18 protein-coding genes are annotated in these 21813 nt (G+C 47.4%); 12 read left to right on the top strand and 6 right to left on the bottom strand.

All coding sequences use genetic code 11. The features are described from left to right. Positions 1 to 66 precede the first annotated feature (66 nt). The 5 genes from MKX41_RS19315 to MKX41_RS19295 all read right to left on the bottom strand — a co-directional run bounded on the left by MKX41_RS19315 (position 67) and on the right by MKX41_RS19295 (position 6214). Positions 67 to 1044 (bottom strand): LacI family DNA-binding transcriptional regulator, encoded by a 978-nt coding sequence (locus MKX41_RS19315; RefSeq protein ID WP_340972696.1) that lies wholly within the window; start codon positions 1042 to 1044, stop codon positions 67 to 69. A gap of 291 nt (positions 1045 to 1335) precedes the next feature. Then, positions 1336 to 3135 carry an FTR1 family iron permease gene (locus MKX41_RS19310; protein WP_340972695.1) on the bottom strand — a complete coding sequence of 600 codons (1800 nt, stop codon included), beginning with the start codon at positions 3133 to 3135 and terminating at the stop codon, positions 1336 to 1338. 58 nt (positions 3136 to 3193) lie between these two features. Then, a complete protein-coding gene (efeB, locus tag MKX41_RS19305) occupies positions 3194 to 4525 on the bottom strand; it encodes an iron uptake transporter deferrochelatase/peroxidase subunit (RefSeq protein WP_340972694.1) in 1332 nt (443 codons plus the stop codon). 5 nt (positions 4526 to 4530) lie between these two features. Next, complete coding sequence (efeO, locus tag MKX41_RS19300) at positions 4531 to 5430, bottom strand: iron uptake system protein EfeO (protein WP_340972692.1); 900 nt, start codon at positions 5428 to 5430, stop codon at positions 4531 to 4533. 616 nt (positions 5431 to 6046) lie between these two features. After that, positions 6047 to 6214 (bottom strand): hypothetical protein, encoded by a 168-nt coding sequence (locus MKX41_RS19295; protein WP_179085837.1) that lies wholly within the window; start codon positions 6212 to 6214, stop codon positions 6047 to 6049. A 246-nt stretch (positions 6215 to 6460) separates the two neighbouring features. Between MKX41_RS19295 and MKX41_RS19290 the strand changes: the two genes are divergently transcribed. From MKX41_RS19290 to MKX41_RS19255, 8 genes are all read left to right on the top strand, one after another. Continuing rightward, positions 6461 to 6685, top strand: a complete 225-nt coding sequence (locus MKX41_RS19290; RefSeq protein WP_019908812.1) for a helix-turn-helix domain-containing protein — start codon at positions 6461 to 6463, stop codon at positions 6683 to 6685. Positions 6686 to 7002: 317 nt separating this feature from the next. Then, complete coding sequence (locus MKX41_RS19285; protein ID WP_340972691.1) at positions 7003 to 7992, top strand: LacI family DNA-binding transcriptional regulator; 990 nt, start codon at positions 7003 to 7005, stop codon at positions 7990 to 7992. A 21-nt stretch (positions 7993 to 8013) separates the two neighbouring features. After that, positions 8014 to 8991, top strand: a complete 978-nt coding sequence (locus tag MKX41_RS19280) for an N-acetylglucosamine kinase (RefSeq protein ID WP_340972690.1) — start codon at positions 8014 to 8016, stop codon at positions 8989 to 8991. Beyond that, a complete protein-coding gene (locus tag MKX41_RS19275) occupies positions 8988 to 10286 on the top strand; it encodes a 6-phospho-beta-glucosidase (protein ID WP_340972689.1) in 1299 nt (432 codons plus the stop codon). The genes MKX41_RS19280 and MKX41_RS19275 overlap by 4 nt, the downstream gene beginning before the upstream one ends. A gap of 24 nt (positions 10287 to 10310) precedes the next feature. Beyond that, on the top strand, positions 10311 to 11237 hold the full coding sequence (locus MKX41_RS19270; protein WP_042191444.1) for an ABC transporter permease: 927 nt from the start codon (positions 10311 to 10313) through the stop codon (positions 11235 to 11237). Positions 11238 to 11332: 95 nt separating this feature from the next. Continuing rightward, positions 11333 to 12223 carry a carbohydrate ABC transporter permease gene (locus MKX41_RS19265; protein WP_042191442.1) on the top strand — a complete coding sequence of 297 codons (891 nt, stop codon included), beginning with the start codon at positions 11333 to 11335 and terminating at the stop codon, positions 12221 to 12223. Positions 12224 to 12257: 34 nt separating this feature from the next. Beyond that, positions 12258 to 13904, top strand: a complete 1647-nt coding sequence (locus MKX41_RS19260) for an extracellular solute-binding protein (RefSeq protein WP_340972688.1) — start codon at positions 12258 to 12260, stop codon at positions 13902 to 13904. 37 nt (positions 13905 to 13941) lie between these two features. Then, entirely contained in the window at positions 13942 to 15675 is a 1734-nt protein-coding gene (locus MKX41_RS19255) for a family 10 glycosylhydrolase (RefSeq protein WP_340972687.1), read from the top strand. A gap of 258 nt (positions 15676 to 15933) precedes the next feature. Here MKX41_RS19255 and MKX41_RS19250 read toward each other — a convergent pair whose 3' ends face one another. After that, on the bottom strand, positions 15934 to 16254 hold the full coding sequence (locus MKX41_RS19250) for a hypothetical protein (protein ID WP_042191436.1): 321 nt from the start codon (positions 16252 to 16254) through the stop codon (positions 15934 to 15936). Positions 16255 to 16488: 234 nt separating this feature from the next. On the opposite strand from MKX41_RS19250, the gene MKX41_RS19245 reads away from it, so the two are divergent. From MKX41_RS19245 to MKX41_RS19230, 4 genes are all read left to right on the top strand, one after another. Then, positions 16489 to 16803 carry a hypothetical protein gene (locus tag MKX41_RS19245; protein ID WP_042191434.1) on the top strand — a complete coding sequence of 105 codons (315 nt, stop codon included), beginning with the start codon at positions 16489 to 16491 and terminating at the stop codon, positions 16801 to 16803. Positions 16804 to 17036: 233 nt separating this feature from the next. Next, positions 17037 to 18062 (top strand): helix-turn-helix transcriptional regulator, encoded by a 1026-nt coding sequence (locus tag MKX41_RS19240; protein WP_339266925.1) that lies wholly within the window; start codon positions 17037 to 17039, stop codon positions 18060 to 18062. Between the two features lie 171 nt (positions 18063 to 18233). Next, positions 18234 to 20015: an ABC transporter ATP-binding protein gene (locus MKX41_RS19235; RefSeq protein WP_340974985.1), complete on the top strand. Its 1782-nt coding sequence runs from the start codon at positions 18234 to 18236 to the stop codon at positions 20013 to 20015. Beyond that, on the top strand, positions 20012 to 21751 hold the full coding sequence (locus MKX41_RS19230) for an ABC transporter ATP-binding protein (protein WP_339266923.1): 1740 nt from the start codon (positions 20012 to 20014) through the stop codon (positions 21749 to 21751). The genes MKX41_RS19235 and MKX41_RS19230 overlap by 4 nt, the downstream gene beginning before the upstream one ends. Positions 21752 to 21813 lie beyond the last annotated feature (62 nt).

The raw sequence follows: 21813 nt of genomic DNA, 5'->3' as shown, positions 1-21813 counted from the left end.
AAATAAAAACGGCCCACTCACAGAAGACAGCGAGGTGGACCGTTTTTGAACAATACCTGAAACGTGCTATACCGTAGAACGTTCAATAATACGATACTCAAGCTTACGGTGTACAGGATGACTATCATTATTTTGGATCTGACCATAGATGATCCGAAAAGCTGTAACGCCCATTTCGGGTAACTGGTTATCTATAGTGGTTAGACCTAAAAGTCGTCCGATCGGCTGGTCGTCAAATCCGATGACGGCCAGATCCTCAGGAATACGGATACCGTTCTTCCACGCTTCGATGATTAGACCGGCTGCCACATGATCGCCTGAAATAATTAGGGCATTAGGCCGGTTCTTCATTTTCAGCAGTTGGTGCAGTACACGTCCACCGTCCTCTTCATTCATACAGTTATACATCATCCATTCTTCCTGAAAAGGCTGGCCTGTAGCGGCTAGAAAGTCACTAAAGGCAATTTGCCGGATAGAACTACTGCTGCCATGTTGTCTGCCTTCACAGTAACCTATCTGTTCATACCCCTTATCATGCAAGTACTGCAGGCCGGAGCGAAAAGCGGAATAATGTTCGATATACACAGAAGAGAAGCGGCGTTCACCTCTATCTTGGCAGATGACTATCGGGCCATATGCTGTATATTCATCCATGACTTCTGAGCTCATTCTCGTAGATACAATTACCACGCCATCAATTTCTTTGTTGCGCAGCATCTCCAGTACCTTGAGTTCTTCTTCATGGCGGTAATCGGTCTGGCACAGAATCAAGCGGTATTGCGCTAGCAACGCTTCTTGGGCTAAGCCTTCAATAATTACAGAAAAATAAAAAAGGTTGATATTAGGGATAATAACGGCAATGGCGTGGGTACGGCCGGTAATTAGATGCACGGCATTCATATTACGCGTGTAGTTTAACTTTTCAATCGTATTTAAAACAGCGGTTCGTTTGGTTTCACTTACATAAGGATGATTATTGAGTACTCGCGAGACCGTTGTCACGGAAACACCAGCCATACGGGCGATTTCTTTTATATTAGCCATTCGAGAACAACAGCCTCCCTTTGGTGCTTGTGTGTAGTGTCTAGTCTTTTTATTCTATCATATCGTCCGTAAATTACTTTGCAAATAAAAAGCTTGCTATGGAATCCATTTCATAAATTAGACTGTAGTTGCAAGAGATTACCGGACTAAACCGGCGTAACCTAACGGGCGTGACGGACCGGTACATCTAGTTTCATTTCTAATGTAAAGGTCCGAGGATCGGCTTCATTTAAAATCTACAAAAAACGGTTGTCATCGTTAAAAGATGACAACCGTTTTTTTTCTTTGTAGCTATACAGTTTGTGACGCTTTTGGTGCTCTATTGCGCAGCATCTCCCACACAATGAACGCAATGACAAGCAACTGAGGCACTAAAGTTTCCCAAGTTGGATACATCCCGAGCCAGCTAATAGAAGGTAATCCATCCTGTACATGTGCGGGTAGTTTCCCTGCGACTTGAAGGGAGTGAATGCTCTCTCCAAGAAAGCGGAATACTAAATAGTAAATAAGAAGTGTAGCTGTACGGAAGAAGGCAGCAATCGGCAATTTCGCACTTAAGGCAATAATTGCGTAACCTACAATTGCTAGAATGACTAGAGCACTACCGATCCCTAGCAGCAATTGAGACACTTTAATGGAAGGGGCCATCCCTACATAAAAAATGGTGGTTTCTGCTCCTTCACGTAAAATCGCAAGCGCTGCTACGGAGGACAAAGACCAGAGATTGCCCTTGGCTAATGCTCCATCCACTTGCCGTCCAACATAGTTGTTCCAATTTGCGGTATTTGATTTACTATGCAGCCAGCGTCCAATGGTAAGCATCATAATGACGGCTACAAGACCTGTGATGCCTTCAATCATCTCGCGTGCTCCACCAGATGCGGCGCGGGAAATGGTATAGGTGAGTAGAACGGCTAATGCGATACTCGCTACAAGTCCTACAGCTGCGCCAGACCAAATCCACTTCTGTGCTTTTGTGTTGCCATCACGTTTCAGGTAGGCCAGAAGGGCAGACAATACGAGGATCGCCTCCAGTCCTTCACGCAGAAGAATTAGCGCAGCATCCCAAGCATTATAGGTTGTCTCACCAGCCAAAGGAGTCAGCTCAGTGACCATATTATCCATGATCTTTAAGGCTTGATCTAGCTTAGGTGGATTAGAGAGCAGATAGCCAGTGACTGCTGCACTTTCGTTCTCAATATTGGTATAGACCGCTGGAGATGCGATCTGTACTTGTCCTTCAGCAGAGGGCCAATCTACGATGAATTGCTCCATGATATTAGCTGCTTCTGCGCTGTTGCCTGCTTTGGCAGTGGAAGAAGCTTTGTTGAGATGGCTGATCAGTCCTTCAATAGATGCTGGTTTACCAGAAGTATCCCCAGCATCTATTGCTTTGCCTTCACTGTAATCAGCAAGCAGCTGATATAAGGCTTCTGCTTCTGATTTCGCCGACTCCTCGCGGAGCGGTTCTGCCTGCAGCGCAATGCGCAGCAGGCTGATCTTCGTCTCCAGCAAGCTGTAGACGGCGGAATTGTCGGCCCGGATGTTGCGCTCTGCCGGCTTCCATCCGCTGCCGATGTCGCGGTACGCTGCCGCTGCCGCGCTCCAGTCGGCGCTGCGCACCGCATCCCGCGTGCGCTCCGCCGCGGGCAACAGCTTCGCCGCCGTCTCCTGGCCGGCGGCTCCAGTGTCACCGCCGTCCGTGCCGGAGGCGGCGGTGACATACGCATCCACGCTTCTTGCGAGCGTGGACAGTGCAGCTTTGGCGGGCGCACCATCGCCCGCCGCAAGGGCCGCCGCCGCGTCTGCAAGCGCGGCGTCAACGGCGGCAGCCGGACCGGCAAGTGCCGGGTCCGGCGTGTTCTCGTTCGCGGTGCGCCACAGCGCAGCGAACGCTTCTACATCGGCGGCGGCCGCGTCCCAGCGGCTCTGGCCGGCTTCGACGAGCGCGCTGCCGACTGGCGGCAGCAGCTCGTCGACCGAGCCATCACCCTCCGCCCCCGCCGGGTTAGATAGCATCAGTATACATATGATGCTAAACAGAATCATTACGGCTGCCTTCGATAGCAGCCGTTTATTAAGAGAGTACATCGGGATAATCCCCTTTCAATAATGGACAGGAACATTCGATTGGAAAATTAGGCCTGGCTTAGCCTAAAAGTGCTTCCCCGATGTAGCCGCCTTGGCGAATACCTGGGAAGCAGGCAAATACCGCACTGCCTGTATGCGTCATATATTCGTTTAGCCGATCACTTTTCGAGAGGCGCTGCTGGATCGCAACAAATTGCTTCATTAAATCCCGTTGAAAGCTGATGAATAATAATCCTGCATCGAGTTGACCTGTTGCGATATCTAATCCGCTGGAAATGGAGTAAGAGCGGCGCAGCATTTTGACTGTGCCGTCACCATGCGCTAAGGCTGAATGTGAATCCGGCGGAATGACGGGCTTCCCGGAAGCATCAGCCGCTTTCAGATTCAGATCATCGAATTCATCCTTTGCACCGATAGGTGCTCCGCTATGACGATAACGGCCAAAGGTGGCTTCTTGATCGCTCAGAGAGGAACGGTCCCAGACCTCAATTCGGAAACGTACACGGCGAACTGCCATATAAGTGCCGCCGCTCATCCATGAAGGACCGTCACTGCTGCTGTTCCAGACCACTTCGTTCATTTCTGCTTCGTTCGTAGTATCTGGATTTCCTGTGCCGTCTTTGAAACCAAGAAGATTACGTGGCGTCGCTCCCTTAGGATCTGCTGTTCCTGTGCGCTGGAAGCCTTCCTGTGTCCAGCGGAGTACGGCTGTGCCACGGGCAATACGTGCCAGATTTCGGATGGCATGGAAGGCCACCTGCAGATCATCAGCACATGCTTGGACACAAATATCTCCACCACACCACTTAGGATCCAGGTTGTCTCCCGTAAATGCTGGAAGGTCGGCTAATAGGGTTGGACGCTTGGAAGATAAACCGAATCTGTTGTCAAAAAAAGAAGGGCCGACACCAAAGGTAAGCGTACAGCGTGAAGGGTTTAAACCATCTACTTCACCTGTATCGGAGGGTGGGAGATTAGGGTTGTCATTGACGTCGCCAATGAGGCTGCCAGTTGTAAGAGAAGCTGCGGCAGTTGTCCATGCTTGCATTAGTTTTTTTACATCGGATAGCTTCGTTGTGGTCAGATCAAAGGCTGCGAAGTAAATAAAATTTTGCGCAGGGGTTAGAATGCCGGCCTGATGACTCCCGTAAAAAGGAATGGAATCAGCATCGGAGGCTACTGTTGGCTCAGCTACGGCATTGCGCGCAGCCATAACTCCACCAACACCTCCACCACCTAATAATAGACCAAGGCTAGTGGCGCCAGTAAGCCGCAGCATATCGCGGCGGCTTAGTTTTTTATCTAATATAAGATTGCTCTTGGTTTCTCCATTGAGAGGGGCACCCTCTGCATTCACTGGTACTCCCGTAGATCTATTTTGCTTATTCATGATGATCACACTCCTAGAATAGTTCCCATGTTGGACAATGGCTCAGCCAAGGCATCCAAATTCTGACTCAACTTACGCACATCTTCTTCCTTCAGCTCTTCATAGGAAACATATCCATCTCCAGATTTGAAAGGAGCAAGCTCAGCTTGCAAGGCTGCAAACCGTTCACCAATCGTTTTTTCCAGCTCAGCATCTTTTTTCGCCAGTTCTGGCTTTAACAGCTCGTATATCTTTTGGGCACCTTCAACATTAGCGACGAAATCGTACAGATCTGTGTGGGAGTAACGTTCTTCCTCACCTGTTACTTTAGAAGAAGAAACCTCATTAAGCAGTTCTACAGCACCAGTAACGAGCAGATTGGCATCGATCTCTACGGTCTCTACTTTTGCACGTAGAAGCTGGGCATCTTTCAATAATTGGTCAGCAACTTCGGTCATATCTTTGGTTGTGTTATCCTGCCATAGTGCCTTTTCAAGCTTATGGAAGCCGCGCCATTCAGCTGCATCTACGTCATTCTCGCGGGCATCAATATTCGGATCCAAATCACCAAGTGCTTCTGCAATCGGCTCAATTCGCTCGTAATACATTCGGGCTGGCGCATAAAGTGCCTTTGCATCCTCAATCTTTGCTTCTTTAACTGCGTTCGTGAAATTTTCTGTTTGCTTTACAAATTCATCACATTGCTCGATGACATATGTACGATATTGTTCAACCGCTGATGTAAAGTCGGCAGTAGTTGCTGTAGTAGTATCAGATGTATTTGTTGCCTTGGTACTGTTAGCAGCAGCATTTGCAGAATTATTATTGCTAGTGTTGCTATTACTGTTATTTTTGTTACTGGCACACCCGGTAAATAGTATGGAGGCTGCAAGTAGACCTGCAGGCACGGCATATGTGAATTTCATTGAATGAAGCACCCCTTTTTTATATGTGAATGATAATCGTTATCATTTATGCTGGACTTATCATAAGTCCGTATACATTTACTGTCAATATAAAATTGTGATGTATTTCATAGTTATATTTTGCAAGATAAAAAAACTCCCTGGACTGGGAGTTGAGTTTGTAGAAATATATCTAATTACATCCGGGTATTAGCAAGTTAACACTTCGTTTGATTTGATCATTTTTTTTGCGCGAATGCAGCAGATATCGGACACAGCGGCCCTTAAAAGCAGCATTTTTCAAGATTTGGATCGCTATCGGACCTCATAGTCTCTATTAGCCTAAAAAACAATCAATATTACTCTCTTTCTTATAAATAGCTGCACTGGAGTCCGAAACCTAGCTTAAAATGCGAAAAATTTACTGATAACGTCATCTGGGACCGTAACCCTCTTAAGGAGATGATGAATACACTGTTGAAGCGGGCAGTCAACGACCAACAACACAAAACAGCGATTCTCCAATAATGGATGAATCGCTGCTATGTGCTGCTTACAATTTTTATTATTAACCGGGCCGTCTCATTTATAGGAAAAAACTACTTATTCGACAGCCCCATTCTGTGTCGTCTTTATTTTATTGTTCATTATGGGATTCATGTTCCGTAGTGGGATGATTTTTGAATACTTCTGCGGCTTCCTCAGCAGAAAATTCCGGTTCGAATTTACCAACTAGTGGCAATTTGTTTAATTTCGTAGTTTGTACCTCTGCCTTAGTAGGTTGATTATTTTTCGAGTTGCTCATACTTACACCTCCTTTTAATAAGAAACAACAAGTTGTAGTTTGCCCTGTAAGGAGATGATTCTATCCAAGAGATTTCAAGTTTTGCGGGTGAATGTCCTCACTAAAGCGGTGTAATAAGCTTCGGATGGTTAAGCCCATTTTGTAGTTATGACAGCACCATTAACTTCATCAATACATAATATGTTTTGACTGTATCCCTTTACCTTGTTATACCAAACAAACCCAGGGCAAGGAGGGGTGACACCATTGAAGGGGAACGAACACCACAGCAAATTTCTGTTGACTCATCGTGAGCGCGAAGTTTTCGAGCTTCTCGTGCAGGACAAAACGACTCGTGATATCGCTGGTTTATTATTTATCAGCGAAAAAACAGTTCGGAACCACATCTCCAATGTAATGCAAAAACTAAACGTTAAAGGCCGTTCACAAGCGGTTGTCGAGCTGATCAAGCTTGGGGAGCTGAAAATATAGCTGGCCATGTCTTCGGAAGTGACGCGTTTAAGCCTTCTCCACCTCTAGGGGTGAGGGAAGGTTTTTTGTAGTGTCCGGAATATTAGATTTGACTACATTTTATGGATTGACGGATATTGGGAATGGTTGTAAAATCATCTTAAAGTTAAAACCTTTAAACTTTTGAAATCATTTTGATACTTTCGATAAAGGTGAAGCTGACATTGAATGTTCGATTCTCAGTCAGGACGTAGTTGTGGCGTGAAGAGTTAGTCCTTTTTTATTTCACTAAAAGTTATAACGTTTAAACTATTGAACTTGGAGGCATAGAAGCTTAGATGAACATTCATGATGTAGCCAAAAAGTCGGGGCTCTCTGTAGTGACCGTATCCAGAGTTATTAATAATTCACCTTCTGTACGTGAAGGCAATAGGCGGAAAGTGCTGAGTGCTATGGAGGAATTAAATTATCAGCCCAATTCAGCGGCACGGAGTCTCGTGCGTGGCAAGACGGGAGTCATCGGTATGTCGATTACCAACTTTAACGACTCCTTCTATGACCGCGTGATTCGCGTGGTGAACCGGAAGCTGGCAGAACAAGGTTACTTCTTGGCCCTGTCGATAGCCGAGAATGAGGATGAAGGCGTTAACTTCCTGTTTCAGAAGGACCGCGTTGACGGGATTATCCTGTTATCTCCGCTTGAGGAAAAAGAATATGTGGAGGAGCTGAAAAGAAAAAATATTCCGTTTGTCTTGCTGGATAACCAGCTCCAGCATGAGGATGTTCCCAGTGTCGTCGTCGATAACTATCAAGGCGGGTATGAAGCTACCAAGCACTTGATTGGTCTTGGACACACCCAGATCGCCTATATCGGTGGCCCTTCGGTGTTCCTGAGTGTAGCAGAGCGCAAGCGGGGTTATGTACAGGCGCTGGATGAAGCGGGACTAACGCCTTTCGGCACGGAATATTGCGGATTTACGGTAAGTAGCGGTTATGAGGTGGCCAAGAGATGGATGCGTGAAGATAAGCTGCCGACAGCCATTTTTTCAGGAGACGATTTTATTGCTTTAGGTGTTGTTCAAGCCCTGCGTGAGGAGGGGATTTTGGTACCTCAGGATATCTCAGTGGTTGGCTTTGATGATCAGCAGTTCGTAGGTGAATTTTATCCCCGATTGACGACAGTCAGACAGCCTGAGGCGCAAATGGGCAGCATTGGTGTTGATTTGCTGATGAAATTAATCAATGGGGAGGTGATGCCAGCTGTTGTAACGAAGCTCGCTCCTCAGCTTCTCGTGCGTGAATCCACCGCATCTGTAAGGTTAACCTAAATATTAGGAGTGAAACGAACTGTGAAGTACTTTTTGGGAGTCGATGCAGGGGGCAGCAAAACCTACGCAATGATTGCAAATGAACAGGGAACGGTCATCGGTGTAGGCAAGGGAGGGAACGGGAATCATCAAAATAATCGTGAGCAGGCGGAGAACAGTTTGCAACAGGCTGTATCGGGAGCGATTATAGCGTCGGGGCTGACAAAGGATCAGATGGAGTATTCCTGGTTCGGTCTGGCTGGAGCGGACAGAGAATCCGATTTTCGAATTTTACGACCAATCATCAGCAGACTTGGCCTTCCCCGAACTGAGATTTCCTGCGATACCTGGATTGCCTTGCGATCAGGTACAGAGAGTAATTATGGCATCGTGCTGATCTGCGGCTCGGGAGTGAACTGCGCCGGTAAAAATCCGCGAGGCGTTACATACCAATGTGGTGGATTTGGCTATCGGTTCGGTGATTACGGCGGCGGCTATGATCTAAGTATTGAGGTATTCCGTAGCGTTCTTCGGGCGGATGATGGAAGAGAGAAAGAGACTGTCTTAAGCGAACGCTTAATTCATTTGCTGGGCTATTCCAGTGTTTCGGAGTTAAGGGAGGATTACCTGGATCATTCCAGAGACTTGCCTCCCCAGATTGCTGAGCTGCTGTTTCAAGCGGCAGATGAAGGAGACCAGGTTGCCACCCTACTGCTAACCAAGCAAGGGGATGAGCTCGGTTTGGCAGCGGTATCGACAATCCGCCATTTGGCTATGGAGGAGGATTCCTTTGACATCGTACTTGCAGGCAGCCTATTGACCAAGGGGGATCGCTCAGGCATCATCCGGCGGGCCATTGAACAGAGAGTGAAGCATTCGGCTCCAAATGGCACTTTAAGGATTCTAACCCGGGAACCGGTTGTAGGTGCGGTCATTTTGGCAATGGAAAGCAGCGGTGTGCGTGTGAATCAGGAGGTTCTTGATCGTCTATCACTGGGTAAGGAGGGGCTATTATTATGAAGGAGACTTTGAAGCTCGTTGTCATCGGAGCGGGTTCATCGTATACGCCTGAGCTTATTGAAGGCATCATCATGCATCATAAAGAGCTTCCCGTCCGCGAAGTATGGCTGGTGGATATTGAGGCGGGAAGGGAGAAGCTGCATACGATTGCGGAATTAAGCAAGCGTATGATTGCTGAGTCCGGACTACCGATTACCGTGACCCAGACGCTTGAGCGCAGGGAGGCCATCGCCGGAGCAGACTTTATCTGCACTCAAATCCGGGTAGGTATGCTGGAAGCGCGAAAATGGGACGAATTAATTCCGCTTCAATACGATGTCATCGGTCAGGAGACAACGGGTCCCGGAGGGATGATGAAAGGCTTGCGGACCATTCCGGTTATTCTGGATATTTGCAAGGACATCGAGGAGTTAGCTCCGGATGCCTGGTTGCTGAATTTTACGAATCCGGCCGGTATGGTAACTGAAGCTGTTCACAAATATTCATCGGTAAAAAGCGTAGGCCTGTGCAACTCGCCGATCGGTTTTCAAAAGTGGCTCTCTGAGTTCTTCGGACTTCCTATAGAGAAGATCTATGCGGAGTTTGTCGGTATCAACCATCTGCACTGGGTATCCGATATCGTAATTGACGGTAAAAGCAACCTACAGGAGCTCATTGATTACCCCCAGAACTACAAGGCGAGTAATGTACCGTTTGATTCCTGGGACCACCGGTTTCTGAATGCTTTGAAAGCCATCCCTTCTTATTACCTGAGCTATTACTACATGACGGACGCGATGCTTGCGGAACAGAAGGAAGCAGCAGCAACGATCGGATCGCGCGCTGAGGTAGTGAAGAAGGTGGAGGAAGAGCTGTTTGAGCTGTACCGGAACGTAGAGCTAAAGGAGAAGCCAAAGCAGCTGGAGCAGCGTGGTGGAGCCTATTACTCGGAGGCGGCAGTGCTGCTGATGCGCTCCATTTATAATGATTCCCGTGATATCCAGACGTTGAATGTAAGGAATAACGGAATGATTGACTTCTTGCCGGACGATGCCTCCATTGAGGTGAACTGTTTGGTAACCAAACAAGGTCCGCTGCCGATTCCGCTGCGCAAAATTCCGCAGTCCGTCAAAGGCCTGCTGGCTGCGGTCAAGCAATACGAGAGCCTCACCATCGAGGCGGCTGTACATGGAGACCGGGATATAGCCCTGCAGGCTATGGTTCATCATCCGCTCGTGCCTTCGGTCACCGTAGCTGAACAGCTGCTGGATGAAATGCTGGAGAAGAACAAAGCGTTTTTGCCGTTGTTTCACTAGAATCGTCCAGAGGAGGAAAAACGGATGAACACGGCCGAGAAACCAAGTAGATGGAAGAAATTCACCAGTCAATTGGATTTGCAGTCCATGGTTTGGCCGGGAATTATCTTTGTATTCATTTTTAGCTACATTCCGATGTATGGCGTGGTTATGGCGTTCCAGCAATACGATATTTTTGGCGGCATTATGAAGAGCCCCTGGGTTGGATTTATGCATTTCAGAATGTTCTTCGAGGCGCCGGAGTTCTGGAATGTGATGCGAAATACCATTGTGATTAGTTTGCTTAAATTGATTATCTCTTTTCCAGCACCGATTCTTCTTGCACTAATGCTGAATGAGATCGGTAATATGGGCTTTAAACGCGTCATCCAGACCGTCAGCTATTTACCGTATTTCCTGTCCTGGGTTATTGTATCCGGTTTTGTATTTTCGCTGTTATCTGTTGACAACGGAACGGTAAACTATGTGCTGGAGCGATTCAATCTGGTAGGGGAGCCAGTTAACTTCCTGGCATTACCCAAATACTTCTGGTCTATTCTAGTAAGTGTAAATGTGTGGAAGGAGGTCGGATTTGGGAGCATTGTCTATCTGGCCGCGATTGCAGGCATTGATCCGACTTTATATGAAGCCGCTTCCATAGACGGAGCAAGCCGATTTAAGCAAATTCACTTGATTACACTCCCCAGCATTACCCCCATTATCATCATCTTTATGATTCTTGCCATCGGCAGTCTGCTTAGTGCGGGCTTCGAGGACATTTTGCTGCTGGCAACCAATCCAATCCTGCGACCCTACTCCGATGTTATCGACACCTATGTGTACCGTGTGGGGATATTAAATGCCAGATTCTCTTATGCGACAGCGGTAGGGCTTTTCAAAGCGGTGATCAGTGTCATTCTGCTGGTGATGGCCAACAAAATCGCGCGCCGGGCAGATGTTAGTCTCTGGTAGGTACTACTACTCATAGCGAATGCTTCCGATGCAAGTTTTATTGGGATGTATCGACTGTAAGTAATGCTCCATAAACCTTTTAGGAGAGGTGAACAATGAGACTAAGCCTGGGCGACAAAATCATGCAGCGGACTATTTATATCCTTTTGACGCTGCTGGCGCTACTTATGCTGTACCCATTTTGGAACGCGCTGGTCATTTCCTTTAATCTAGGGAGCGATACGGCGCTCGGCGGTGTAACCTTGTTGCCGAGAGCATTTACCCTGGAAAATTATTATATTGTGTTTCAGGATCATCGCCTGCTGAATTCTTTTCTGATCACCATTCTTAGAACGCTCGGCGGCACGGCATTGTCCGTCTTCTTCACGGCCCTGTTAGCTTACGGAATGTCCAAGAAAACATTGCTTTTTCGAAAACAATATATGGTGTTCTTCATGATTACGATGTTCTTCAGTGGAGGGCTCATCCCTAGTTATTTACTAGTTCGCTCTTTGGGTATGCTGGACACCTTTTGGGTTCTGATTATCCCCGGCATCATCAGCGTCTGGAATATGATTGTCATCCGCACCTTCTTCAACGCTTTGCCGGAGGGGTTGGAGGAATCGGCCAAAATCGACGGTTGCAGTAACTACGGCATTTTCTTCCGAATCGTTATTCCCGTCTCCGGCCCGGTGCTGGCCACGATTGCTTTATTTACTGCGGTCGGTTACTGGAACGACTGGTTTACGGGAGCGATCTATATTACGAAAGACGAACTGCTTCCTATACAGACCCTGCTGCGGCAGGTTATGAACTCCAACATTATGACCCAAATTGGTTCATCGAATGCCATCGCGCTGGATCATATGAACCGAAATCGGACGATTACTACGAAGTCACTGACCATGGCTACGATGATGATCGCTACTATTCCGATTATCCTGACGTACCCTTTTCTCCAAAAGTACTTTGTTAAGGGCGTAATGATCGGTTCATTGAAAGAATAGCAGTCTCCATATTATGTAGAAAGAAGGGAAAAGAATGGGCAATCGTATGAAATGGGTATCGCTTCTGCTGACTTCGCTGGTGCTTCTTCTCGCTGCCTGTAGCGGAGGGGGGAATTCTAACACTTCACCAAACACAAGCGAGAAAAATCTGAATACCGAGGTCGCCACTGATGACGGCAGCGGGATTAAGCCCGTCACCTTCAGCTTCTATGGAAATTACGACTGGCTTACGACATCACCATGGGGGGATAATGAGGCGACAAAATGGATTCAGGAGAACCGTAAGGTTACTGTTGAACCGATTCAATCGGGAGGTGCGGCCGGAGAAAAACTCAACACGATGATCGTCGGTGGTGATTTACCGGATGTCATTTTTACTGACCGGGGATCCTCAGTGGAACGGCTGGTGCAGGCAGGGCAACTTGTTGCGCTGGATGATTACTATGACAAGTATCCGAACTTCAAGAAATATGTGAAGGAATCCACCCTGAATTTGCTCCGTTCAGATGACGGAAAAATCTATCAAATCCCCAACTGGTATACATCCGGGCAATTCGGCAACGGCGGATGGATGGTGAATAAAGATATTTATAATGAGCTCGGCAGACCGGCGCTGGAGACCTTTGATGATTTGTATCAATATTTACGCTTGGTGCAAGAAAAGTATCCGGATGTTGTACCTCTGGAGGTTGGCGAGAAGGGGGCAGGTCTGGAAATTATGTATGGCGGTTTTAAGGAGAACTCCACCAGTAAGTTCATTTCACTCATGGGACATCCGGAAGGCGACAAGCTGTCATCTATCTTGGACGATCCCGCTTACGAGGAGATGGTGCTGTATATCAATAAGCTCTATCGTGAACGGCTGATTACGCAGGATGCACTGCAGCAAACCCAGGATGCGGTCAAAGAAAAGGTCAATACCAGCCGGGTAGCGGTCATGGTCGAATCCAATATCACTACGTATGGAGCCGAGGGACACCGTGCACTGACTGCGAACAATCCGGACAGCGGTTATGAAATTATTTGGCCGATTCATAAAGCCGGACTAGACAAAACACAAGTGTTTGTAAGCGGTTTCGAGACGCTGGGTTGGAACGTCAGTGTCATTACGAAAAAGGCCAAGGATCCGGAGGCCATCTTCGCTTACTTTGACTGGATTACGGGTCCGGAGGGACAGAAGGTGCTTTTCTTCGGTCCTAAAGGCTTGTACTGGGATGAGGAGGACGCAGACGGAGCACCAATTCCGAATGAGAAATACAAGACGACTCCTGCTAACGAACGTACCGAAACGATGAGAAAATTCGAGGACTTTAACTGGGCGGGAAATACGACCTTCATTGATACGGCGAAAATGAGCTTAGAGGCATTGCTTTCCGCGAACCAGAAATCATGGGAGACAGTGGCGCAGTCCACGGTGACCTGGAAAACCGCGCTGGACATTACGGAATTTGTGAATACCGATCCGCTTCCGGATACTGAGATTGGCATCATCGCACAGAATGTCGGGGATATTTATACCCTTGCTTACGCACAAATGGTTCAGGCGAAGTCGGATGAAGAGGTATTGTCGGCACTGGAGACAGCCAAAAAGAACACCCAAAAAGCGGGGCTGGATAAGCTGCTTGAGTTCAGAACCGAAAAATGGCAGGAGAATGTCAAGAAAATCAACGCGACGAAATAAGACTTTTATAAAATCTTATACTTGTGGAGGCGATATTATGGCATTTGCGCTGAGATCGAGATGCATAGCAATGTTAAGCTTCGTATTGGTTTCTTCGATAGTAGGTGGTTCCGTGCCGGCTAAGGCCGATGAGGAGAGTAATCCCCCTTTTGAAACGGAAGTTATTGTACGGACCGTAAACCAGTTTAAAAACACGGCGGATGTCCATAATTTCATTCAGCTGTCCACAAGCTACGGTGTCGATGTCATCAGCATGAACGTGAAGCAGGATGAAGATGATGAGGTTCCGTCTGGAAGTGTATTTTATCAGAGTGATATCGCTCCGATCGCGCAAGGCTACGAGAATTTTGATGCCCTGCAGGCTGTCATTACAGCAGCCCATGCTGCAGGAATTAAGGTTCATGCCTGGATTCCCCAGTTCCATGATCAGCAAGCCTTCCTTGCTCACGATGAATGGCAGATGCAAGCGCTGGTTAATGGGGTTCAGACTCCGTTCACAGGTTCTAACGGCAATGAATATTTTGTCAATCCGATTCACCACGAAGTGCAGCAGTATGAGCGTTCCATCATTCAGGAAGTGATCGAGAATTATGCTGTTGACGGTGTTGTGCTAGACTGGATCCGCTTTGACAATTACAACATGGACGTCAGTGATTACACGGCCCTGAAGTATCAGGCGCAGTTCGGGTATTCCCCGCTCAGCATTGACTTCGATACGGATTCGCCTCAGCGTGAGCAGTGGAATGAATGGAGAACTGAACAAATTGGACAGTATGTAGGCGATATCCGTGAGGATATTTCCGAATCCTCAAATCCGGATGTGCAGCTCGGTGTGTATATTTTGCCGCCGGAATTTACAGAGGTTGGACAGAATGTAGCCAAATTTAAAGATGATATCGACTTTGTCGCACCGATGGCGTACTTTGATGACTGGGAGTTCAATAGTGATTGGGTATACAGCACTTCCTACGGAATCCTGAAGGATACGAGCGACCGGATTAGCGGCAGTGACGTGGAAATTGTTGCGACGCTGGATAATGACTGGACAGATGATCAATATCAGGAGATTTACAAGGGAATCCGCGAGAATTATCCAGGTGTGAAGCGTCTGTCGTTCTTTGCTTACGGGGCCTGGCCAGAAGATGAGCTAGCCAATATCAAAGAACGTGAAACCTGGCCGACGCCAGGCTGGACGCCTCCGGTAGAACAAGACTATCCGGCTCAATTACCAGCAGGATGGAAGGCACGAAATATCGGTTCCATGCCGGGGAACGTTACCTACAATTCATCCAATAAGCAATATACACTCAGCAGCAGCTCTACGGATATTTGGGGAAATGGAGATCAACTGAATTATATATATCAATCCGTGAGCGGCAATGCGGAGATTATTGTTAAAGTGCAGTCCACTAGCCGATTGGACGGCTGGGCCAAGGCCGGCATTATGATTCGGGAGTCGCTGGGTCATAATTCGAAGCACGCAGATATGATGCTTACCCCCGAGAATGGGGCAACCTTCCAGTATCGTGCAGAGACCGCGGGCAATATGGTCGACCATACTGCGGCTGCCTCGGCTCCAAGATGGCTAAAGCTGACCAGAAGCGGAAATACCTTCAAAGGGGCTATTTCGACGAACGGGAATAACTGGCAGACGGTTGGAACTGTTCAGATCCCGATGAATCGCAAGGTGTATATTGGCATAGCGCTCAGCAATCCGGGGGATGATTCGAGGAATAAGGCCGTGTTTGGAAATGTGAAGGTTACGGATTAAGCCTAATACATTTACAACTATACATCATCATTCGCTTTATTTTTTATGGGCAAAGCAAAGATATCAGAGGCTTGATTTGTATTTAGACCTCCTGGAAAGCACCCGAAGCCTGAGGATTTGCTGTCAGGGAGAGAAAGAACGGATACCGGCTGACTTTGGAATCTGAGGATGTAATATAATCGGCAGAACACAGTGCAATGCAGATTGGGTTAGAAGACATTCATCTCCGAAATACGGGTGAATGTCTTCTTTCTTTGCTCATAGTGTTCTGAAAATGTCATTTATCGTGTAATACAAAGCATTAAGTTCTTCCATATAAACTGTTTTTATTTTGGTTTTATCAGGATTGTCACTTATCATTTCCATAAAGACATCAGGATCATTAATGATACCATTAAGACTTGCGCGCTTTAACAATTCTGCATCGGAAATATCATCCTTAAACGACAGTCTTAAGATTTCCATAGTGTCGTTTACTATACCTTTGAAATTCTCTTCTTCCCCAAAGAAAGTTGCAATCTTATTCAAAAAGTCTGCATATTTATCTGGTATTTTTGAATTTTCTGAAAAAAATATCATTTATATCTTCTCCCTATATTAATCGAATTTTTAAATAGTTTTAAGTAATTGGCCAGTCTGAAATCATCTAATTATTGTCAGAAACATTATAATTGGATTTGGAACAATTGGCGGTTAAAAATGATACAGTAGTACTGTTTACACAGATTAAGTGAGTACGATATATCGGAAATTCTAACTTGTTTCATAGAGTTAAGTTATAGTTGACCAATTCGAAAGCGGCGGAGGCTGGGGATGCTAAAGACAGTATCAGTTATTTTTAATGAGCGACCAAAAAGGTGGGGATTAAGAGGGGATCCATATCTTTGGGATGAGCTAGAGAGGTACTTTCAGGAAGTGAATTATCCATGTACAGGTGAGGAGTTTGCAGAGATATTCAAATACGCATTTGAGGAATTAACAGGAAGTAGCTTAGGTGATTTAGATAAACAAATCTATTGTGAGAAATACAGTCATGGTGGTATGTCCAGTGGGCATGTTTGTCTGGAGTTTTGGATTGAAGTAGCGATTCCATTGCTAATTGAACGATTGGAGGGATTAGCAATTTAAATTGGTGAACAATAAAACGTTAAAGACCGTTCACAAGCGGTTGTCGAGCTAATCAAGCTTGAGGAGCTGAAAATATAGCTGGCCATGTCTTCGAAAGTGATGCATATAAGCCTTCTTCACCCTTAGGGGTGTGGGAAGGTTTTTTGTTGTTTATGCATATTTGCTAAAAGAACATTCAATTGATAATCATTCTCAATACATATATAATGAATCCAAAGTAAGGGGAAGTAGGGATGAGCATGAAGCGTAGCGATGGTCTGAATGAAGCGGAAACGATTGATGCCCATAAGACGCTTAGATGCGAAGGGTTTAATATTACTTACCAGTTGGACGGAAGCCACTTTGAGATAAAACCACCGGTCGAGCTAGGGAAGGGTAGCTGCCGGAGCCTGCTTACTCAGCGTTATCTTCAAATGACGGATTTTGATCTCCAATTTAATCGGGATATTGAAGCGAAGGGCGAGTTTAGAACACCTCGTACGGAGCTGATATTCTGCATGGGACATGGAATTGAATGGGGGACCTCGCTGAAGCAGGACTATTTTGCCATAGATACAGGAGAAAGTGTGCTGCTTCACGGCGGAGTAAGAAGTGAAAATTGTATATACCTTAGCGGAGCGGGCTACAGATTCCTCAGCATAGATATGAGTCCGGCACAATTTGAGCGGATGACCAGCGGACTGACCGAGGATACACGGCTCCAAGCCGGAGGAGGAGCTGGGTTATTTTTTGGCAAAAACGCTATCACACCATCTATCCGACTCATTCTGTCTCAAATTGCGGATTGTTCCTATAGTCAGGGTATGCGGGAACTCTATCTGGAGGGGAAAATGCTGGAGCTAATGGCTGTCTATCTCAATGAATCTTTATTTGAAGCTGATCGGATTTCCCACACAGTCAAGCTATCTAGAGATGATATGAAGAGCCTGCGACTAGCCAAGGAAATTCTGCAACGTGATTATTTACATCCACCGACGCTAGCAGGGCTCTCTCGCATTATTTGCCTTAATGAGTTCAAATTGAAGAAGGGCTTTAAGGAAATGTTCGGTTATACTGTCCATGCCTATGTGATCGAACAACGGATGCAAAGGGCACAGCAGCTGCTAGAACATGGAAATATGACGGTAAGTGAAGCAGCATCCAGAGTCGGATACGTGAATGTCAGCCATTTCTCAGCAGCCTTTCGTAAAAAATTCGGTGTGCGTCCTGGAGAGTATCTGATCAGTGGTAGACAGCGTTCTTTAGGAACAAGGATGTAAGCTCGCATCGAAAACAGATGCTCCTGATTTGGTTGATTATAATCCCGGAAATGGTAGCAACTATGAAGAGCGTTCCTATACACTAGTGCACAGAGAATCATTCTCAGTGCACTTTTTTTGTGCGTAATTATAAAGAGTGGGGGAACAGCTGTGAGTAAAACCAAAACTGGCATGTCGAGACTGCTGGAGATTGCCGGAGAGAAGCGGGGCCTGCTGATCCTGTCTGGCGTATTGTCATCTGTCAGCGCCGTGCTAATGATGGTACCATTTTTGTCAGTTTATTTCATCTTGGCCGAGCTACTGCGGCATGCAGCATCTCCTGGACAGGTTGACGGTGATGCAATGATCCGCTGGGGATGGATTGCACTCGGCGGCTTGGTTGGAGGGTTGGTGACCTCATATTGCGGTATTATGTGTTCGCATATTGCGGCTTTTCGTATTCAGTATAATCTGCGTGTGCGAATGACCGAACATCTAGGCAGATTGCCGCTCGGCTTCCTGAATGGAACTTCGACCGGCGCAGTGAAGAAGACGCTGGAACAGAATGTTGACAAGGTGGAAAATTTCGTAGCGCATCAGCTCCCTGATCTGGTCAGCGCGCTGGCGTCTACGGTGCTGATGATTGTGGCGATGTTCTGGCTGAGTCCGCCGTTAGCTGTTGCCTGTCTTCTACCGATCCTCATAGGAATGGTTGTGCAGTCAGCACTTATGATGAGCGGTAAGGGAAAAACCAGTGTGAAGCAGTATCATGATTCTTTGGAGCAGATCAATGCTTCGGCGGTGCAGTATGTGCGGGGGATGCCAGCGGTGAAGGTGTTCGGGCAGACGGTGCATTCCTTCCGAAAGTTCTACAGTGATATGACCAGATACCGTGATTATTGTCTGGAGTTTACGGACCGTTATCAGTCAGGTTATGTTCTGTTCAAAACATTGCTGGCCTCCTCGTTTACCTTTATTTTACCGGTGGGTGTTTTTATGCTAAGCGGCCAGCCGGACTCCATGTCCTTTGCGCTTGTGCTGCTGTTCTTTCTAATTATGGCGCCAGGCGTATCATCTCCGCTTTATAAACTGCTTATGCTGGCTTCGAGCACTCGGGATATCGGCGAAGGCGTAGAGCGGATGGATCGTCTTTTGGCACAGCAGCCTGTACCAGAAATAGCAAAGCCGCTATCACCGCAAGCTTTCGACGTTGAATTTATGGACGTAACCTTCTCCTACAATGAAGAAGAGGGGGCTGCGGCTGCGCTTAGCGAGGTCTCTTTCCGGGCAGTACAAGGGAAGGTTACAGCGCTGGTTGGACCGTCAGGATCAGGTAAATCGACGGTGGCCAGCTTGGTGCCGCGGTTCTGGGACCCGCAAGAGGGTGCGATCCGTATCGGTGGAGTGGATATCCGTCATATGGCGATTCATGAACTGATGAATACAGTTGCCTTTGTATTTCAGGAGACCTTCCTGTTCTATGACACTTTGTATGAGAATATTGCCGTCGGCAAACCGGGAGCCACGCTGGATGAAGTCCAGGCTGCAGCAAGAGCTGCGCAATGCGACGAGTTCATCTCTCGGCTTCCGCAGGGATACGATACGTTAATCGGTGAAGGTGGCGTCTATCTCTCCGGTGGTGAAGAGCAGCGTATTGCGGTAGCCCGGGCTATCCTCAAAAATGCACCGGTACTTGTACTCGACGAAGCGACTGCTTTTGCCGACCCGGAAAATGAGCATCACATGCAGCTGGCACTAACGGAGCTTATGCGCGGGAAGACGGTTATTGTTATTGCTCACAGACTCTCCTCTATTCGTGAAGCCGCACAAATTCTGGTACTGCGAGATGGGCAAATCGTGGAGCGCGGAGATCACGAAAGTTTGATTGATCTCGATGGACTTTACACTCAAATGTGGCATGCCTACAGTGACGCTGGAGATTGGCATTTGGAAAAAGGAGGGGAACAGCTATGAAGGTATTGCACAATATTACTGCTGGCAAACCGCAGCAGCTGCTGAAGCCTGTACTTTTTTCCTTACTGGCTAACATAGTTAGTGTGCTTCCGTTTGCGCTTGTAATTGAGGCGGTGCGGTTGATTTTTGCTCCTTATATTACGGTGGGTGCAGAGCTTCAGATAGAACGGCTTTGGTGGATTTGCGCGGGACTAGCCGCTGTTATGGTGCTGATGTTCCTGAGCGAGATCCCCGCATACCGCACTGCATACCGCGGGGCTTACAATGTTGCGGCACAGGGACGGGCGGAATTAGCAGAACATCTGCGTAAGCTTCCGCTAGGCTACCTGACGCGCCGGGATCCTGGTGATTTGGCCAATATGATGATGGGCGATTTCACGCTGGTTGAGACAGGAATTTCACATCTGCTGCCACAGCTTGCAGGGGCTTTTGTACTGCCGATATTCGCACTTGCGGGTTTACTATTCCTCGACTGGCGGATGGCGCTTTCCATGTTCGTGGCACTGCCGGTTACCCTCCTAATTATGTACCTGTCAGGCAGACTACGGCGCAGATTAGGGACGAATCATATGAAAGCGAAACTGAACGCCGCGAATCGGCTACAGGAGTATTTGAATGGTATTCGGGTGATGAAAGCCTACAACCTGACGGGAGAACGCTTTGTCCGTCTGGATAGCTCTTTTCGAACTTTGATGAAGGAAAGTGTGAAGCTTGAAGGGATATTCGGACCGGTCATTCTAACGGCTATGGCTCTTCTTCGTGCGGGTCTGACCTTAATGGTATACGTAGGTGTGCATCTATTGTTAGGCGGGGAGCTCGGTATTTTGCAGCTGGCGGTATTCCTTATTGTCGGCACACGCATCTATGATCCACTGACGACGGCGCTCGCCAACTATGCTGAATTCCGGTACAACGAACAAGCGGGTGAACGCATCGTAGACCTGCTTCGCCAGCCGGTAATGACAGGGACTACAGCTCCACTTCCCGATAGCAGTACCATTCGCTTTGACAATGTTACCTTCAGCTATGGAGGTGAGCCTGTTCTCAAACAATTAAGCATAGAAATGCCGCAAGGTTCATTGACTGCAATCGTGGGTCCCTCCGGCAGCGGAAAGAGTACAGTGCTGCGTTTGATCTCGCGTTTCTATGATCCTGACGAGGGAAGTGTTCTGCTAGGCGGACGCAATATTAAAGATATTGATCCAGAACATTTGCTAGGTTCTGTGTCGGTTGTGTTTCAGGATGTGTACCTGTTCCAAGATACCATTGGAAACAACATTGCCTTTGGGCGGCCGGGCGCGTCGCAGCAGGATATTCAACAAGCAGCAGAAATGGCCCGTTGCCATGATTTCATTATGAAATTACCGCTAGGTTATGACACGCCGGTAGGCGAGGGTGGCAGTACGCTTTCCGGAGGGGAGAAGCAGCGGATCTCCATTGCTCGTGCGATTCTTAAGAACGCTCCTATTGTATTGCTGGATGAGGCTACTGCATCGCTTGACCCGCAGAATGAAGCCGAAATCCAGAAGGGAATTGATGCGCTGATTACGGGCAGAACCGTTATTGTTATCGCGCATCGGCTCAAAACCATACGAGGTGCAGACAACATTATTGTGCTGGAAGATGGCCGACTGGTGGAACAGGGACGACATGAAGCTTTACTACTACGAGGCGGATTGTACGACCGTCTCTGGAAGCTGCAGCAGCAATCCGTCGGATTCCGCATCACGTCATAGGGAACGTCATTCACGCTTTAAGGAGGGCAAACGTATGGCTATCACAATGGATGAATCTAACT

Origin of the sequence: Paenibacillus sp. FSL R5-0475 (assembly GCF_038004585.1) — a bacterium.
In the GTDB taxonomy this organism is placed as follows: domain Bacteria; phylum Bacillota; class Bacilli; order Paenibacillales; family Paenibacillaceae; genus Paenibacillus_AQ.
Note: the sequence above shows the minus strand (reverse complement) of the source record. Positions and strands in the feature narration are given on the sequence as shown.